Annotated in this window: 13 protein-coding genes and 1 pseudogene; 9 read left to right on the top strand and 5 right to left on the bottom strand. The window is 45.5% G+C overall.

Annotated elements, in window-relative coordinates; genetic code table 11:
* The first annotated feature begins 255 nt into the window (after positions 1–255).
* The 5 genes and pseudogenes from KJB05_RS19525 to KJB05_RS19545 all read left to right on the top strand — a co-directional run bounded on the left by KJB05_RS19525 (position 256) and on the right by KJB05_RS19545 (position 6,414).
* Complete coding sequence (locus KJB05_RS19525) at positions 256–1,656, top strand: FAD-dependent oxidoreductase (RefSeq protein WP_208443997.1); 1,401 nt, start codon at positions 256–258, stop codon at positions 1,654–1,656.
* Positions 1,657–1,769: 113 nt separating this feature from the next.
* Positions 1,770–2,894, top strand: a complete 1,125-nt coding sequence (locus KJB05_RS19530) for a M14-type cytosolic carboxypeptidase (protein ID WP_208443996.1) — start codon at positions 1,770–1,772, stop codon at positions 2,892–2,894.
* 615 nt (positions 2,895–3,509) lie between these two features.
* The gene (locus KJB05_RS19535) at positions 3,510–4,475 is read left to right on the top strand and encodes an OmpA family protein (RefSeq protein WP_045413387.1); all 966 of its coding nucleotides are present in this window, start codon (positions 3,510–3,512) and stop codon (positions 4,473–4,475) included.
* Positions 4,476–4,595: 120 nt separating this feature from the next.
* A pseudogene (locus KJB05_RS19540) lies at positions 4,596–5,462 on the top strand (LysR substrate-binding domain-containing protein); the annotation flags it as partial.
* A 166-nt stretch (positions 5,463–5,628) separates the two neighbouring features.
* The gene (locus tag KJB05_RS19545; protein ID WP_244142875.1) at positions 5,629–6,414 is read left to right on the top strand and encodes a phosphotransferase; all 786 of its coding nucleotides are present in this window, start codon (positions 5,629–5,631) and stop codon (positions 6,412–6,414) included.
* On the opposite strand, the gene KJB05_RS19550 is transcribed toward KJB05_RS19545, so the two are convergent.
* Positions 6,411–7,301 carry a LysR family transcriptional regulator gene (locus KJB05_RS19550; RefSeq protein WP_208443994.1) on the bottom strand — a complete coding sequence of 297 codons (891 nt, stop codon included), beginning with the start codon at positions 7,299–7,301 and terminating at the stop codon, positions 6,411–6,413. The genes KJB05_RS19545 and KJB05_RS19550 overlap by 4 nt on opposite strands.
* Before the next feature lie 209 nt (positions 7,302–7,510).
* On the opposite strand from KJB05_RS19550, the gene KJB05_RS19555 reads away from it, so the two are divergent.
* Both KJB05_RS19555 and KJB05_RS19560 read left to right on the top strand, forming a co-directional pair.
* Positions 7,511–7,750 (top strand): hypothetical protein, encoded by a 240-nt coding sequence (locus tag KJB05_RS19555; RefSeq protein ID WP_009705043.1) that lies wholly within the window; start codon positions 7,511–7,513, stop codon positions 7,748–7,750.
* Between the two features lie 223 nt (positions 7,751–7,973).
* Complete coding sequence (locus KJB05_RS19560) at positions 7,974–9,245, top strand: Nramp family divalent metal transporter (RefSeq protein WP_208443993.1); 1,272 nt, start codon at positions 7,974–7,976, stop codon at positions 9,243–9,245.
* Between the two features lie 80 nt (positions 9,246–9,325).
* Here the strand turns inward: KJB05_RS19560 and KJB05_RS19565 are convergent, their stop codons facing one another.
* A complete protein-coding gene (locus tag KJB05_RS19565; RefSeq protein ID WP_208443992.1) occupies positions 9,326–10,801 on the bottom strand; it encodes an MFS transporter in 1,476 nt (491 codons plus the stop codon).
* A gap of 374 nt (positions 10,802–11,175) precedes the next feature.
* Entirely contained in the window at positions 11,176–12,546 is a 1,371-nt protein-coding gene (locus tag KJB05_RS19570; RefSeq protein ID WP_208443991.1) for an L-serine ammonia-lyase, read from the bottom strand.
* A 144-nt stretch (positions 12,547–12,690) separates the two neighbouring features.
* Between KJB05_RS19570 and KJB05_RS19575 the strand changes: the two genes are divergently transcribed.
* Positions 12,691–13,527 carry a YdcF family protein gene (locus KJB05_RS19575; RefSeq protein WP_208443990.1) on the top strand — a complete coding sequence of 279 codons (837 nt, stop codon included), beginning with the start codon at positions 12,691–12,693 and terminating at the stop codon, positions 13,525–13,527.
* Here the strand turns inward: KJB05_RS19575 and KJB05_RS19580 are convergent, their stop codons facing one another.
* A complete protein-coding gene (locus KJB05_RS19580) occupies positions 13,528–14,202 on the bottom strand; it encodes a hypothetical protein (protein WP_208443989.1) in 675 nt (224 codons plus the stop codon).
* A 263-nt stretch (positions 14,203–14,465) separates the two neighbouring features.
* On the bottom strand, positions 14,466–14,726 hold the full coding sequence (locus tag KJB05_RS19585; RefSeq protein ID WP_005443680.1) for a DUF333 domain-containing protein: 261 nt from the start codon (positions 14,724–14,726) through the stop codon (positions 14,466–14,468).
* A gap of 228 nt (positions 14,727–14,954) precedes the next feature.
* Here KJB05_RS19585 and KJB05_RS19590 point away from each other — a divergent pair, with 228 nt between their 5' ends.
* Positions 14,955–15,473, top strand: a complete 519-nt coding sequence (locus KJB05_RS19590) for an NUDIX hydrolase (RefSeq protein WP_009705038.1) — start codon at positions 14,955–14,957, stop codon at positions 15,471–15,473.
* Positions 15,474–15,744: the final 271 nt, after the last annotated feature.

Below are 15,744 nucleotides of genomic sequence, written 5' to 3' on the forward strand. Positions count from 1 at the left end.
TTTATTCGCTAGCATTTATAACTCTATTGCCTGTTTAATCCTTGTTGTATATTCGTTCTATTATTTTTGGGGAGCATTTGCTCCCCTTTTTTATTATTAAATATATATTCCTGATGAATGTGTTTCTTAAATATAATATCTCATAAATATTTTCTAACGCTCAGCGTAAGTTTTTCTAGCTCGTTGAATATTCGGTAGGTTTGTAAAGTGGTGACAAAGCACGGTTGTGTGCGTCACTTTTACAAAGGATATCGAATGACTCACCCTTCATATTGGTTTAAGCAAGCGCTTGATATTGAGCAGCCAGAAACCGCTAAGCCACTTCAACAAAATATCCAAGCAGATGTCGCTATTGTCGGCGGTGGTTACACAGGTCTTTGGACTGCGATCATGATCAAGCAGCAATCGCCGGAAAAACAGGTAGTAGTGATTGAAAAAGACCTGTGCGGCAGCGGTGCATCAGGTGCAAACGGCGGTTGTATGCTGACTTGGTCGACAAAGTTTCCGACCTTGAAACGCTTATTCGGCGAAGAACACGCCGCTTGGTTGGTAAAAGAGTCGGAACAAGCAGTGCTAGAGATTGACGACTTTTGTCAGCAGCACCACATCGATGCGCAATTATCATTGAAAGGCGTTTATTACACTGCAACCAATCAGGCTCAAACTGGGGGAATGCAGCCAGTTGTGGACGAGTTAAAGCGTTTAAAAGTGAATAGTTGGCGCCATTGCCAAACTGAGGAGTTGCGTGCTAACGCGGGATCACCGCGCAATATAGAGGGCTTTCACTCTCCAGTTGCAGCCAGCGTTCAACCTGCTTTATTGGCGAGAGGATTAAGACGCGTCGCAATGGAGTTGGGTGTTGAGATCTATGAAAACACGCCGATGACGCGTTTAGATTATGGAAAACCTGCCACTGTCTGTACACCTAAAGGAAATATTCAAGCGCAGCAGGTGGTGTTGGCATTAAACGCGTGGATGGTGGAGCAGTTTAAGCAATTCAAAAGCAGTATCGTGGTGGTCTCTTCCGACATGGTGATCACCAAACCGCTTGGTGACGCGCTCTCTCAATCTGGTTGGCAGGCAGGCTCTAGCGTGTTGGATTCACGTATCTTCGTCCACTATTACCGAGATACGCCAGATGGCCGTTTGATGTTGGGGAAAGGCGGCAATCAGTTCTCTTTCAACAACCAAGTCAACGCAATGTTCAACAAGCCAACGCGCTATCAAGATCTACTGCGTAAGTCGTTCGATAAGTTGTTCCCGCGTTTGAAAGGGGCTGAATTCGCTTATTCATGGACGGGTGGTTCAGACCGCTCTGCTACTGGTTTTCCATTCTTCGGTGAGCTAGATAACCAAAGCAATATCTTTTATGGCTTTGGTTATTCAGGTAATGGGGTGGCGCAGACTCGAATGGGCGGAAAAATCTTATCTTCGTTGGTATTGGGAATCGAGAATGAATGGACGAAAAGCGGTTTAGCCAAAGGGCCGTTGGGGCATTTCCCGCCGGAGCCATTCCGATGGACGGGAGCAATGATGGTGCGTAATGCGGTACGTCGCAAAGAGGAAGCAGAAGATAACGAGCAGACGCCATTCATCTGGGATAAGTGGCTAGCAAAACTCGCGGGACCAGCAGGCAAAGCGGATAAGCTCGACTAAACTGAATATTTTGATCGCAAACGGATAGGGAAGAAGTGAAAGTGTTAGAGGCACCTCTTCCCTTTGTGTTAGCCTCAGTCTTTCAAGCTCAGATGCAAAAGGTGAGTAATAAAATGAAAGTATTCAGCAACTTTGACAGCGGCAGCATTCACGTAGTGAAAGCGGACGACAAAAACGACATCCAACTCAAAATTCCTAACGACAACATGTCGGAATTCTACCAGTGGTTCCACTTCCGTCTAGAGACAGAAGCCGAGCAATCACACACCATCAAACTTCTTGATCTTGCGAAATCGGCTTACCCAGAAGGTTGGCAAGGTTACGACGTGGTTGCGTCTTACGATCGTGAAGAGTGGTTCCGAGTACCGGCAGAGTTCGATGGCGACACGCTGACTTTCACTGTTATCCCTGAGCGCAGCTCAATTTACTTCGCGTACTTTGCTCCTTACACGTTCGACCGTCACCTAGACCTGTTACACATGGCACAAAGCGCGCACCACTGCCAACTAGAGACGCTTGGCCATACGCTAGATGGCAATGACATGAGCTTGCTTACTTTCGGTGAGCCAGAAGAAGGCAAAAAGAAAATCTGGATGATTGCACGTCAGCACCCAGGTGAGACGATGGCGGAGTGGTTCATGGAAGGCATGATCCAACGTCTGCTTGATGAGAACGACACGGTTGCGCGCGCATTGCTTGAAAAAGCAGTACTTTACGTTGTGCCAAACATGAACCCAGACGGCGGTGTGCGTGGTCACCTACGTACTAACGCGGTTGGCGTAAACCTAAACCGTGAGTGGCAAACGCCATCAATGGAAAAGAGTCCTGAAGTCTTCTTGGTTCGTGAGCGCATGCTAGAAATTGGCGTGGATATGTTCCTAGATATTCATGGTGATGAAGCTATCCCTTACAACTTTGTGGCGGGCTCTGAAGGTATTCCTTCTTATAACGAAGGCATGGCTGAGTTGGAAAACGCGTTTAAACAAGCACTTCTGACGATTACACCAGAGTTCCAAGACGAGATCGGCTACGACAAAGATGAACCGGGTAAAGCGAACCTAACCGTTGGCTCTAACTGGGTAGCAGAGCAATTCAAGTGTTTGTCTTACACCATTGAGATGCCATTCAAAGACAATAACAACCATCCAGACCCTCTATACGGTTGGTCTCCTGAGCGTAGTGTCTTGTTTGGACAGGATGTTTTGGCTGCAACATTGGCGGTCTCTGACAAAATTTAACGCAATTCGTTCACAGCCCGTACTTTGCGGGCTGTCTTTTCTGCCACTATTCTTTCCACGTTCTCTATTGACGAACTACTTTCTAAGCGCTTTAAACAAAAAATCTGCAATATCTGATGGTTATCTGAGTATCGATAAGAATTTTTTGTCGTGACGACAAAAATAATGATTTATTTTAGAGATAGTTATTCTGTTAAAGTCCGTTTCGAGATTCTTGTCACAAAACTCATATCATCTCATAGGGTTACCGATCCAGAGTTTGCGGTTGAAGTAGGCACAGCCGATTAAATTACTTTTTAGTTGCTATGTGATTACAAGATAGAATCCGGATAATTTTCGTCCCGGAATCTTGTACCTACAGAGGTTTGCTCATCGTTATCTCTCACTCCTGATGTGCTGGTTAAAGGCGTCAGTGATATCGTGGCAGATGGGTGCATCAAAATTCCAACCAACGCTCTTAATGGATGAATCCCGATTAAGGCGTCGCATGATGATGCGTTAATAGAGATTGTTGGCGTAGTTTTTAATCACTTGAAAACAGTGTAGGTTCTGAGTTTCCTAAAAACAGATTTTTCTGGGGAAAGTAATCGGGTCGCCTCGCATAAAGGAAAAATAATGAAAAAGATCGCTCTTGCAGTGGCTACCGTTCTAGCTGGTGGCGTAATGTCGAATGTTGCTCTTGCTGATACATACATCGGCGGCAAACTTGGTTACAACGCTCTAAACGACGCATGTCACCTAGACGCTCCATGTGATGACGACAGCTTCGCAGCTGGTATGCACATTGGTTACAACTTCAACGAATACGTTGCAGCAGAATACGGTGTTGATTACCTAGGTAACTTCACAGCTAACTTCAACAAAGCTGGCCTAAACACAGTTGACGGTGACCTATGGGCGCTAACTCTAGCTCCTAAGTTCAACCTTCCTCTAACTGATTCTTGGAACCTATTTGCTAAAGTAGGTGCTGCATACATGATGGCTGGTGACGAGAAAGATTTCGTACCAACTGGCTCTCTAGGTGCTGAATACCAAATCAACTACAACTGGAGCCTACGCGCTGAGTACCAACGTTACCAAGACATGTCTGATGACATCATCGACGACATGGATGCTGACTTCTTCGGTATCGGCTTCAACTACAAGTTCGGTTCTGAGCCAGTAGTTCAAGAAGAAGTAGTGGAAACTCGTCCAGCGACTCGCATCGTTGAGAACGAATACCCAGCTCAAACAGCAACAGTACAATTCGGCCTAGAAAGCGCTGAACTACAAGACGCTTCTGCGTTCAACGGTACTGTAGAGCTAATGAACACTTACCCACAAGCTCAAGTTGAAATCAACGGCTACAGTGACACAACTGGTTCTGAAGCTTACAACCAACAGCTAACTGAGAAGCGTGCACAAGCAGTTGCTGATCACTTCCAAGCTGAAGGTATCGCTGCAGACCGTATGACTGTTAAAGGTATGGGCGAAGCTAACCCAGTAGCTAGCAACGAAACTCGCGAAGGTCGTGAAGAGAACCGTCGTGTAGAAGTTGTTGTTCCTGCGTTCCAATACCAAACTGAAGAAGCTGCTCAATAATTCATTATTGAATCAGTAACTTTAAAAGCCAGCGTCTGACGCTGGCTTTTTTGTTTCCCCTTCATTTATCTGTCACAGCTCCGTCATAGTATTTTCTTACTTGTTCGTCTGGAGCCTGATATGCAAAACCTACCGCCACTCAATTCTCTCAAAGCGTTTGAAGCAACCGCTCGATTGCAAAGCTTCACCAGGGCGGCAGAAGAGCTCAATGTCACCCGTGCGGCGGTCAGTCAGCAAGTTAAATCTCTCGAAGTGTACTTAGATGCCACCTTGTTTGAACGCAATGGTGCTCAGCTCAATCTTACTCAAGCTGCTCATGATTATTTACCTGTGGTAAGTCACGTCTTTCAGAGTCTTTCTGCAGCAACCCAACATCTTTTCTCCCGACAAAAGCAAGCGCAGTTAACGTTACACGTGGCACACAGCTTTTGCTCTCAATGGCTAATGCCACGACTGGCGGATTTCCATCGTCAACACCCTAAAGTGAGCTTTAAAGTCTCTACCACGGCCAATGCAATGCCGAGCAACAGTGATATTGCTGATGTGGAGATCATTAACGGTTATGGCGATTGGCAGTCACAGCAAGCCATTCAACTGACGCAAGAAAACTGGATTGTGGTGGCAAGCCCAGGCTTTTTGCATCTGAATCCCATTTCTCACTTATCTGATCTTGCTCGCTTGCCTAAGTTGGCTACGGGAGGCTACCAAGAAACGTGGCAGTGTTGGTTAGCGTATCAAGGTGTTGAATGTAAAGGGGTGAAGCTAACAGGAGAGTTTGAGCACTCTCTGTTAGCGATCGAAGCTGCGGTGAATCAACTGGGCATTTTGCTTGTAAGAGACTTATTGGTCGAGGACCATCTTCAGCAAGGATCGTTGGTGCAAATCGGAGATTGGTCGATGCCAAGCCGAGGTGCGCATCACATGATTGTTCGCGGTGAAGAAAGGCCGCACGTGAAAGCATTTATCGAGTGGTTGAGGCAAAGTCTAGAAGCGCAATTAGGGCTCAATCACAAGACGGAAACGAACTGTGATTTATCTAACAATCTGAAACATTATCAGCCTCCATGAGTAAAGTTCGGGTGCTAAGATGACGAAGTACGTTTCATGTCGTCATCACTCACAGAGCGCACGCTCTGAGCATCAAGGAGCTGTAATGGAAGCGTTAGAAGGTGGCAGAGAGAATGCCATTTATCGAAAGGGAGAGCTCGTTAGCCGGCCTGCCAGTCATTGGACGATGACGGTTCATCAATTACTCCAACATCTTCACAGCCACGGCTTTGCCGCGTGTCCAAAAGCCGTCTCCATCGAGGGAGGAAAAGAGCTGCTGACTTTCGTTGAAGGCGAGACTTACAATTACCCGCTAGAAGGGCCAATTAGCTCGTTAATGGCGCTGAAATCCGCCGCTAAACTACTACGTCGTTTTCACGATGCCTCTGAAAGTTTCCTCAAGCTCAATACACAAGATGTCCATCACTGGATGCTGTCTTCACGCTCTCCAAAAGAGGTGATTTGCCATGGCGATTTTATGCCTTATAACGTTGCGCTAGAGGGCGATGTTGTGGTGGGAGTATTCGATTTTGATACCGCTCACCCAGCTCCTCGAATATGGGACATCGCTTTTTCTGTGTATGGCTGGGCACCGTTCAAAACTGATGAAGACGACAAGATGGGGACGCTTGAGGAGCAAATTCGCAGAGCCAAGATCTTCTGTGATGCTTATGGCTGTACTCGATTAGAGCGTGAAGAGTTAGTTGAGGTAATGACGTTGCGTTTGACGGCGTTGGTAGACCACATGCGGTCAATGGCTGCGAAGGGTGATGCTCAGTTCCAAGCCAATATGGAGGACTGTCACCACACCGCTTACTTGCAAGATATTGAATACATTAATAAGCATCACCAAGCCATTACGCTCGGGGTACTCGGCGAAATCAAATTTTAATCTGGCTTTGAATGCTGCTTAATGATGGATTGAATCACGTCAAACAACCATTGGTTTTGTGGGTCATGCTGCTGAGAACGTCGGCAGCTCATCACAAAGCTCACGCCAAGTTCCAGCCCGTTTGGTAGCTCGATACTGCGACATGATTCAGGAACGTTACCACTCATGGTAATACCGAAATGGTCGGTGTTCATGATAATGCTGTGAATCATCGCAGGGTGCTCAATCTCAACTTTGGGCTCAACGTGAAAACCGATGTTTCTCAATCGATCCAAAAGAGGGTATTTGTGATCGTTCCACCCCGGTGTTTTGAACAGAACAAAGGTGTAATCACTTAAAGATTGAAAATCTTGTGCAGGGTGATCTTCTTTCACAAAGAAGACGGCTTTCCCTCGACCAAGTTCTTTTTGAGCGATGGATTGAGGCAGGTCTTCATCAAAGTAGTGAATAGCAATGGCATTCTCACCTTCAATGATGCGATTGCGCGCATCCGCCCCCCATCTTAAAAAGGCATAGCTGGCGTGCGGTGCTTGCTTAAGTAGTTCGAGATAAAGCTTGTCACCGAATCGATCCCAAAACAGTGTGTTGGCGTAGATTGCAACTTCGCCCGTAAATAAATTTGGTGAAAACTGTTGTGGCTTAATGGCGTCTGCACTGGCGAGGATCTGTTCAAAGTGAGGCATGTTGGCTTCAATAAACGAGGTCGGTTCAAAGCCATTTTTGGTTTGAATGAACAAAGGATCGTCCAGTTGCGCTTTCATCTTGGTTAAGTTCTTACTGATGGCACCTGAGGTTTTCCCCATCGACTCTGCCACTAAACGAACGTTACGCAGCTCATACATGCGCTTTAATACCAAGACGTTTTGCATATCTAGATTCATTGTCATTCTTTTACTCCAGCCAACGTTGCCACGGCATCATAACTCCGCCTCTTATAAAAAAAGACAGGGGATGGTCAATTCTAAGTTTATGGCAGAAAAGCATTTTTTGACCGAGGATTTCCATTTGGTAAATTCGGGTTTTCCTCGTGCTACTTTGGAACTGTTGCTACAGTTTCTTCATCGAAACGATGTACCACAAATAATCGAGGTGACGTATGAAAAAACTAATCGCACTAGTAGGCTTAATGGCTTGTTCAATGAATGTAGCATTCGCTGGCGATGGCTCATACACGGGTACCATTGATATGGCTACTAGCCAAACAAACCAAGTTAATGTGGAGCGCGCGGATTCTAACCTGACTCTTAAAGGTCGTAATGACGCTACTTACGGTGGCGTGATGATTCAAACAGACGCTTCCAACCAACCGATTCAATTGCGCGGCCGTCGCGACTAAGTAATCGAAATCATCCCCCGCTTTCAATGCCGCGTCTAACGCGGCATTGTTGTTTTTGGGTAATAGCAACCCAAATTCAGCAGAAATCTTTGATAGCTTTTGTTTATCGATAATTAAAAATTAATTGTTGAAATCTTAATTACCGTTTTTGTGCACCTAAATGATATTGATTCTCATTTGGGTGGGCGTATGATTCTCTCATCGACTAGAGAGGAATATCGCCATGAGTAATGTATCGATAAATAATGCATCCATACATTTAGATGCCGTCACAACATCAAAAGTTTCGGCATTCAATAAAATCAAACGTAAAATGCTGATGTTAGGCCCGGCGTTCATTGCGGCGATTGGTTACATCGACCCAGGCAACTTTGCGACAAATATTGAATCAGGATCTTCATTTGGTTACCAGCTACTTTGGGTAGTGCTATGGGCAAACCTAATGGCGATGTTGATTCAGTATTTATCCGCCAAGCTAGGTATCGTTACAGGCAAAAACCTAGCAGAGCATCTACGTGATCACCTACCAAATAAATGGGCGGTGGGCTTCTACTGGATCCAAGCTGAAATCATCGCGATAGCAACAGACCTTGCCGAGTTTATCGGTGCCGCAGTCGGCTTTCAGTTGGTGTTTGGAATTAGCTTAATGGAAGGTGCGATGATCACTGCGGTAGCAACCGTGATGATTTTGATGCTTAACCAGAAAGGTCAAAAACCGCTAGAAGTCGTGATTGGTTCGCTTTTGATGCTGGTCGCGGTTATCTACATTGCTGAACTGTTTTTTGCGCACCCTGCGGGCGGTGAAATGGTGAAAGGTCTACTAACGCCAACCTTTACGGATTCACATCAAATCTATCTTGCTGCGGGTATTCTAGGCGCGACCGTGATGCCTCACGTGATCTATCTTCATTCTGCTTTGTTCAAAAACAGCTATGGCGAAAGCACCAAAACTCGCCTTCGTACCACTCGCTTTGATGTGTTGATTGCGATGGTAATTGCAGGCTTTGTGAATATCGCAATTGTGGCGATGGCCGCTGCCGTGTTCCATTACTCAGGCAACCAACATGTGGCGGAAATTGAAACGGCATACATGACGCTAACACCATTGGTAGGTAAAGCTGCATCTGTGTTGTTTGGTGTTTCGTTGATTGCTTCAGGCTTGTCTTCTACCGTCGTTGGCACAATGGCAGGTCAGGTGGTGATGCAAGGTTTTGTACGCTTCTCTATTCCAATGTGGGTACGACGCTTTATTACTATGGCACCTTCGTTTGTGGTGATTGGTTTGGGCATGAACACTACCGATATCTTGGTGATGAGCCAAGTGGTGTTGAGCTTTGGTATTGCGTTGGCGATTATCCCATTGCTTATCTTTACCAACAGCGAACGCTTGATGGGTGAGTTCAAAAACAACAAATGGGTCTCTTACGCAGGTATGGTTATCGTTACTTTGGTACTGGCACTCAACGGCTATCTGATGGTTACCTTAACCGCTTAATGATTTCTCCCTCCCTTTCTCTGTCGATAAAAAAACGGAAGCCACTTGGCTTCCGTTTTTTGTTTGATGCTGAGAGAGAATTAGTTTTGCTCAACCACTTCCAATTCAGCTTCACTTTGTTTTGCTGCTTCAAGCATCTTACGAATGATGAACGATGCACCAAGTGCGATGGCCACCATTACCACCGCTAGGATAGTCAGCAGTTGGAAGTAATCACCGTAAACGTGTTGTACGATTTCTTGCGTGATCTCTTGGCCTTTCTCTAGTGCGATAGACGTAGAGAACGCAGCACCGACGATACCACTTAGCGCGATTGCTACAGAGAACAAGCTTACTGAGAAGTTTTCGATGTGCTTAGGTGCCACAGATAGAATGAACGCAACTACCATCGAACCTACGATAACTTCCGCAATTGCTTGGAAGAAGTGAATTGCTAGGAAGATTTCAGGCATGATGATAACGTCTTCGCCAACAGTCGTTACTGCGAACGTTAGGATGCCGAATGCGATAGCGGTTAGCACGAATGCCAATGCAATCTTAGTCGCGGTTGATAGGTGAATATCGCGTTTTTCTAGTATGCCAAAGAAGCCAGCAACGATAGGGCCACCAACCATACACCATAGTGGGTTCATTGCCATTGCTGCTTCAGGCTCTAGAGGGATGAAGCCAAATAGAGAACCTTTCAGAGTGTTGATCGCTACCATGTTCATTGAAGTCATCATTTGACCGTAGTAAACGAAGAAACACGTGGTTAGGAAGGTAACGATTAGGATAGTACCCATCTTCAATGATTCCGCTTTGCTTGCTTTCAACATCAAAGAAACAAAGTAAAGAATCGCTGCACCGCCGATGGCGTAAACGATGTTTTGACCGATATCCATGTTAGAGAACATGAAGAATACCAGTGCAATCATTGCCGCTGAGATAATCGCGAAGAAAATCCAGTTCTTCATGCTAACGCTTTGACGATCCAGATCAGAAGCAACGCCAACCAAGCCTTTGCGGAACACAAGTAGCATTACCAATGCGGCGCCAGCCATCACTGCTGAAATAGTGAAACCACCATTAAAGCCGATGATCAGCACAATCATAGGGAACAAGTATTGGCCTAGGAAAGCGCCCACGTTGTTCACTGAGTAGTTGATTGGGTAGCCTTTCTCGAAGTCTTCTTGTGACTTAAAGGTACGTTTGTACAAGCTAGGGTAAGAAGGAGACATCAAACCACGGCCGTAACTTGCTAGCGCGATACCACACATTGAAAGTGGTACGTTGGTTGCCGAAGCACCAAGAACAAGCAGTACGTAGCCAGATGCGAATGCTAAGAAGGCAATCGATAGAGAGCGGTAAGCACCTAAAAATTTGTCAGCGATAAAGCCGCCAGCAATCGCAAATAGAGGGCCAATCGCCGAAAATGCACCGACGATCATCATGGTATCAGCTTCGTTGTAATTCAGATCCTCTAAGAAGAAACGCGTCAGACTGACTAACACACCGTAAAATGATAAGCCAAACATCATTTGGCAGAACATCATAGATTTATTTAGTTTATTCCACATAATTAAATACTCACTATTGCGAGAAAGGTAGTTATTATTTCTGTTAAATGTTACTTAAACGCTATGTTACATATTGAAACAATTGTCGCATAAAACGAAATTAATGCACTAAAATTTCTAATGTGAAACGTTTGCCTCGCTAATGTGTTGTTCTAGATCAACTGAAAATTATGTGAATAAATGACTAAAAAACAACAATTTATAAGACTATTATTCTTTTGTGTTTTTTAAGGTTTTGAAAAGTCGCTGAATTAATAAGCAGAATGAAGAGAAGCAAGAGGTAGGCTGATTTTTATACACGAACAAAGGCGTTGGCGGAATTTTGTCCGCCAACAATGAAAAATATTAATTAGCAAAAACTGATATAAAGTATGCTATTCGCATGGTGGAGCCATATGAATCACCGCGAGTCCACCAAGCGATGTCTCACGATATTTCTTATTCATGTCTTTGCCCGTCTGATACATGGTTTCGATAACTTTATCTAATGAAATAAGGCATTTGCTGGTGCGTTTCAGTGCCATGCGTGATGCGTTAATGGCCTTCATCGCGCCCATCGCGTTTCTCTCAATACACGGCACCTGAACCAAACCACCAATCGGGTCACAAGTCATGCCTAGTGAGTGCTCCATGGCGATCTCTGCGGCAATACAGATTTGTTCGTTGCTGCCTCCACGCAGTGCCGTTAAGCCTGCGGCCGCCATCGAAGAAGATACGCCGACTTCGCCTTGGCATCCGACTTCTGCTCCTGAGATGGAAGCGTTGGTTTTGTACAAGATGCCAATTGCCCCCGCCACGGCTAAGAAGTCTTTCAATTGTTTGTTATCGAGCTCCTTAATGAAGCGATGGTAGTACATAAGCACGGCAGGAATAACACCAGCAGCGCCGTTGGTTGGCGACGTCACTACCTGGCCACCTGCGGCGTTCTCTTCACTTACTGCAAAGGCAAACAGGTTAATCCAATCCATGATCTCCATTGGATCGTTCTCTACTGCCGCATTGGCTTCGAGTTTTTTGAGTAGGTTTGGCGCGCGGCGCGTTACGTTCAACCCGCCTTCAAGAATGCCTTCGGTATCAAAGCCTCGTTGCATGCACAGCGACATCACTTTCCAGATCTGTTCGGCTTTTTGATCGATCTCTTCCTGTTCACGGAAGGCGCGCTCGTTTTGCAGAATCATTCCACCTAGGCTGAATCCGTTTTGCTCCGCTTTTTCTAGCATTTCATCGGCGGATTTGAATGGGTAAGGTACCTGTACTTCCGCTTCGGAACTGCCATTTTCCAACTCGGCAGCGGTTGCAATAAAGCCACCACCGATGGAGTAGTAAGTTTCAAACGCCACCTGATCACCAGCAGCATCATAAGCCGTGATGGTCATGCCATTTTCATGAAGGGGAAGGTTATCACTGTGGAAGACAATATCGTGATCATAGCTAAACACGATTTCATGAACACCTGCGACTGAGAGTGTGCCATGTTCAATAGTATGTTGCAGTGCACTTTTGGCGCTGGTCATTTTAATGGTATCGGGCTTATTGCCCATCAAACCAAGGACGGTGGCACGGTCTGTATGGTGGCCTTTGCCAGTCAGCGATAAAGAACCGTTAAGGTCAACTTGCACCTTGTGCACTTTCGCCATAGAGTTGCTAAGTAATTGAGTGAAATGGTAACCTGCGAGCATTGGGCCATTGGTGTGGGAACTGGATGGACCGACACCGACCTTAAAAATATCGAAAATCGACAGCATAATTGACTTCCTTTCTCTGCGGACCTTCGTTCAGGTCTCTAGAACGACATTGTTAATTAGATGTTAATGCCTGAAAGGGTATTGGCAAAGCAAATTTTTGTATACAAATTGTTCGCTAAAGTATGAGTAATTGAGATCTGGGTAATGAAGTTAAACAAGGTAGTGATCATTCTAGGTAAGCGCTTAGTGCACGATCAGTTGAGTGCTGAAGGCCGATCACGCGTGGAAGCATTGTTGAATGTTTTAAACGAATTTTGCTTTGAGACGACTGCCTTGGTTTTTTGTGGCGGTGTGACTCAAGGACAAACCGTCTCAGAAGCGGATGCGATGTACCGCTATTTTTGCCAGTTAGCCAAGGCTAGGGGAATCGACTTTCCAGAGCGGCAGGTCATCATCGAGAATCGTTCACTCAATACGGTGCAGAACATGCAAAATGCCGCTGCGGAATTATTGAGAAGTGGTCTTTGCGAGGCAGGGCAAACCATTGAAGTCATATTACTCTCCAATGACTATCACCTAGAGCGCATCATCGAGATTCAAACCTTAATGGATGAACAAGGCTTATTGCGCGTATTGAAGTCGCGCTGTGCGGACATGGGGGTAAAGCTCAATATTCCACTCGATCTCTCGCATCATGTGAGTGTGCCTTACCCAAAAACAGGTGTTTTAGCGGACGCATTTTTGTTGTTTGATGAACTCACGACTTACCGCGTGTATCTTGAGGGAGTCAAGCGTGGTGCCTTTGAACGTGATCTCGCTGAGGTACGAGCCAAGCCTTTAGCCATTGGCCTTGGTGCGATAGAAAAGCTTCAAGCGCTCGATTTAGAGCATGAAGTGCTAGGGCAAATTGCAGATATGAAAAAGGCCATCGAAATGACGGCCTTTGATGATTCAGTGGTTGCAGCAGAGCAAGCGTTAGCAGTGTTTCATCCGATATTAACGACGTTGAACCTGCAACTTGACCCCGAAGCGAATGGCTAGTTAAGCCACTTCAACATACTGACGCTTAAGTTCGCGACGTGTGCGTACGGCACTTAGCGCGATTAGGCTGTAACACAGTAGCTCCATACCTTCTTCCGAGATGTTTTTCACATCACGTACGTAGTGCTCGCCCATTACGTGTTGCCAGAAGCTACCCATGCCGTACAGGCGAGAGAACACCAACAACAAGATCACCGAGCCGATAAGTAGCTTCATGTAAGGTGATTGTAGAATGGTTGCCATTTCGTTCACGGTGCCTTTACCGCCTTGGTACGCTTTTGCACAAGCCAGTGCAGTTAGTGCAAGAGCAGGGAAGACCCAAGAACCGTGGTGAATCATGTCAAACCAATAGTCCATTTCACGGATCATCAATACCGCAAAGAACCCAGCGATCAAGATTGCCGCGTGTGATACATGGCTTTCTTGTTTAGAAATGCGGAAGAAAGACCAAGACGCAACAGCCAACATGATCAGCTGTAAGGTTTCCGTGATAGAGGTTTCCCCCAAACTTGAACCGAGTAAAACGTAGTCCACACGGATACTTAGGTTGACCAAAATACTAAGCGCAATGATGCTCAATGCACTTAACATCGATTTGTAGATGATGCGTTTTGACTCTTCAGTAATCACATTGGTTTGTGCTGATTCGGCTTGTTTGACTGTATCTGTTTTCATCCTGACCACCCGCTCCCGTAAAAAATGTGGAAAAAACGTGAAATTTCGTGATGTGCGCGAGAAATTTTATTGACCAAGTGGAAAGTAATGTCAGAGGAATGTCAGGAATAAAACGCCGTTCGATATCGTATCGCTATGCGGTAAGGCAGATGGATAAAGGGGTAAGTATCAGAAAGTAGGGAAATTTACGGTAAACAAAAAGGAGCTTAACGCTCCTTTGTTGATAAAATTGTAATCTTAGATTGCGTAAATGTTAACTTTGTTTACGACTCGCCATCTTCTTTGTGGTTGTTGCGGTAGTATTCCCACTGTTCAAAGCGCTCGTTTTCAGACAGTTGGCAGTAAGTTACGCGTTCACCATTTTCCGTTACTGTATCTAGCTCGCCGCCTTGCTGTACGCAGTATACCGCTGCTGGATTTGCTGCTGATGTGTATTCATTTGAGCGAGTTGCACCGTCATAAGTTGAGCAACCTGCCAACACCATCGCTGCTGCCACTGCCGTTACTAAAGTTGTCTTTTTCATTCTTGATCTCCGCATGGGATTAACGAGTAGTGTGTTGATTATAGGAGAGTTTCAGAAAAATATTGTCTTATGTTTGTTAAAAGCACGACGCTTGTAGGGGAATTCTATGCAATTTTAGAATTTGCTCACTGTTCGCCTATATTTGTTTCAGACGTGCTCAAATTGAAACTTGGGAATGCGCATGAATTTCGGTAGTATGCGCGCAAAACATTCACAGCGGATTCTGCGATGAGACATTTGAAAACCACCACGCACCCAGAAATCGAACATCTGGATGACAAAATCATCTTCCAACGCAATGCGGCGCGCGCCATTGTATTAGACGGTGAAGATGTCCTGCTTCTTTACACAGAGCGTTACCACGATTACACACTGCCTGGCGGTGGCATCGATGACGGTGAGGATGTGATTGCAGGTTTAGTTCGTGAGCTGGAAGAAGAAACCGGTGCGAAGAACATTCACAACATCAAGCCTTACGGCATCTTCGAAGAATTTCGTCCTTGGTACAAAGACGATGCCGATGTGATGCACATGACGTCATACTGCTACACGTGCAAAATTGACCGTGAGCTAGGTGAAACAGCTTATGAAGATTACGAAGTGAAGAATGGCATGCGCCCAGTATGGATGAATGTTCACGACGCGATCGCGCACAATGAAAAGACGATGGCGGAAAGCCCGAAGAAAGGCATGAGCATTGAACGCGAAACCTTCTTGCTACAACTTATCGCAAAAGAGTTGTTGTAACTTTCCTCAGATCAAAATTGTAACTTCCAAGCAATAAAAAAAGTCCGAGCTCCCCCCCGGAACCCGGACTTATTCCAGACGCGCAAGCGAAGCGTCATCTCGATATTCTGTTTTTTGTATCAATCTGTGAAAACAATAGCGGCTTTATATTTGTTGTGTAAATAATTAATAGGTCTAACTATTGGTTTTCACTTTATTTGCACACGTAATGTGATGGATATCTAGCCAATACACAAGTGCAAGTTGGTAAATTATCAGCAAACCACTGCTC

The sequence above is a fragment of the Vibrio sp. B1ASS3 genome, assembly GCF_905175355.1.
GTDB lineage: Bacteria > Pseudomonadota > Gammaproteobacteria > Enterobacterales > Vibrionaceae > Vibrio > Vibrio owensii.

Bases quoted from the DNA above. Each gene is read 5' to 3' on its own strand.
- KJB05_RS19525 (WP_208443997.1), top strand. From the start codon at position 256: ATGACTCACCCTTCATATTGGTTTAAGCAAGCGCTTGATATTGAGCAG.
- KJB05_RS19530 (WP_208443996.1), top strand. From the start codon at position 1,770: ATGAAAGTATTCAGCAACTTTGACAGCGGCAGCATTCACGTAGTGAAA.
- KJB05_RS19535 (WP_045413387.1), top strand. From the start codon at position 3,510: ATGAAAAAGATCGCTCTTGCAGTGGCTACCGTTCTAGCTGGTGGCGTA.
- KJB05_RS19545 (WP_244142875.1), top strand. From the start codon at position 5,629: ATGGAAGCGTTAGAAGGTGGCAGAGAGAATGCCATTTATCGAAAGGGA.
- KJB05_RS19550 (WP_208443994.1), bottom strand. From the start codon at position 7,301: ATGACAATGAATCTAGATATGCAAAACGTCTTGGTATTAAAGCGCATG.
- KJB05_RS19555 (WP_009705043.1), top strand. From the start codon at position 7,511: ATGAAAAAACTAATCGCACTAGTAGGCTTAATGGCTTGTTCAATGAAT.
- KJB05_RS19560 (WP_208443993.1), top strand. From the start codon at position 7,974: ATGAGTAATGTATCGATAAATAATGCATCCATACATTTAGATGCCGTC.
- KJB05_RS19565 (WP_208443992.1), bottom strand. From the start codon at position 10,801: ATGTGGAATAAACTAAATAAATCTATGATGTTCTGCCAAATGATGTTT.
- KJB05_RS19570 (WP_208443991.1), bottom strand. From the start codon at position 12,546: ATGCTGTCGATTTTCGATATTTTTAAGGTCGGTGTCGGTCCATCCAGT.
- KJB05_RS19575 (WP_208443990.1), top strand. From the start codon at position 12,691: ATGAAGTTAAACAAGGTAGTGATCATTCTAGGTAAGCGCTTAGTGCAC.
- KJB05_RS19580 (WP_208443989.1), bottom strand. From the start codon at position 14,202: ATGAAAACAGATACAGTCAAACAAGCCGAATCAGCACAAACCAATGTG.
- KJB05_RS19585 (WP_005443680.1), bottom strand. From the start codon at position 14,726: ATGAAAAAGACAACTTTAGTAACGGCAGTGGCAGCAGCGATGGTGTTG.
- KJB05_RS19590 (WP_009705038.1), top strand. From the start codon at position 14,955: ATGAGACATTTGAAAACCACCACGCACCCAGAAATCGAACATCTGGAT.